This is a genomic window from Nocardia sp. CC201C (assembly GCF_030010695.1).
GTDB lineage: Bacteria > Actinomycetota > Actinomycetes > Mycobacteriales > Mycobacteriaceae > Nocardia > Nocardia otitidiscaviarum.
Genome location: NZ_JASCXP010000723.1, coordinates 1 through 1307, shown reverse-complemented (window position 1 = coordinate 1307; position 1307 = coordinate 1). Strand labels below are relative to the sequence as shown.

1 protein-coding gene is annotated in these 1307 nt (G+C 66.9%); it reads right to left on the bottom strand.

Features of this window, described 5'->3' with window-relative positions; translation table 11 throughout:
• Positions 1-151: 151 nt before the first annotated feature.
• Entirely contained in the window at positions 152-1108 is a 957-nt protein-coding gene (locus tag QK444_RS36280) for an EamA family transporter (protein ID WP_282786646.1), read from the bottom strand.
• Positions 1109-1307: the final 199 nt, after the last annotated feature.

Below are 1307 nucleotides of genomic sequence, written 5' to 3'. Positions count from 1 at the left end.
CGGACATGCGCTGTCCTGCCATTCCCAAACCTCCCAGCCGGGACCGATCCTAGGCAGCGGATCCCGCCCTGTGGTCGGTTGGGGTGCGAGATCTCGAACCGAGAGCCAGCGAATTTGCGAACTTCGCGGGCGAATACCCGGTTCGCCTGATTCAGCTCCTGCCGGTGCGCGAGGCAGCCACGACCGGTGCGGGAGAGGAAGCGGCCATGGCCGTGTCGGCTACGAGTGCGGGGCGGGCGGTGGAGGTGGCGGTGAAGGCTCCGATGATGACGACGGCCGCGCCCAGCAGAGACAGGGCGGTCGGGGTTTCGTGCAGGAAGGCCCAGGCGGCGGCGATGCCGACCACCGGCACCAGCAGGGACAGCGGGGCGACGGTGCCCGCCGGGTAGCGGCTCATGAGCAGGGTCCACAGGCCCGAGCCCGCGATGGTGCCGAGCAGGACGATGTAGGCCAGGGCCGCCAGGGCGGGCCAGCCGGTCGCGGTGAAGGATTCGGCCAGGTCCCGCCAGCCCGTGGTGGGGCCCTCGGTCAGCGCCGAGAGCGCGAACATCGGCAGCGGCGGGACCACCGCCATCCACAGGGTCAGGTGCAGCGGGTTCACCCCCTCGGTATCCGCCATCGCCAGCCGCGATCCGATATTGCCGAACGCCCAACTCAATCCACCGGCCAGGGTGAGCAACAGGGGCAGCAGCGCCGCGTAGTGCGCGCGATCCCATCCGATGACCGCCATACCGGCCATGGCCACGGCAATGCCGACCAGTTGGACCGGACGCAGCCGCTCGCGCAGCAGCAGTGCGCCGAGCAGGACGGTGAACGGTGCGGAAGACTGCAGTACCAAGGAGGACAAACCGGTCGGCATCCCAGCCCGCATGGCGGTGAACAGGAAGGCGAACTGCAACACCCCGAACCCCGTGCCGTACATCAGCAGATACCCCCATGGCACCCGCGGCCGCGGCACGAACAGCAGCACCGGCACCGCGATCACCGCGAACCGCAATCCCACGAAGAAGAACGGCGGGAAATGATCCAGGCCCACCCGAATCGCCAGAAAGTTCAACCCCCACAGCACGACAACGGTGAGCCCGATCAGGCGGTCACGACTACTCATGCACGCATCGTGAAGTGTTCTATAGGTAAGAACAATCGAATTGTTATGCACTAATAGTGTAGTAAAACTGAAGTATGCCGCAGCACAACCCACCGACCACCGGCGATACGGCGACAACCCAACGCCCAACGAGGTCCGATGCCGCCGACGGTCCGACCGCGTCCACGGAGACCTCGCTACCCGTGGCGGGTGCGCGGGC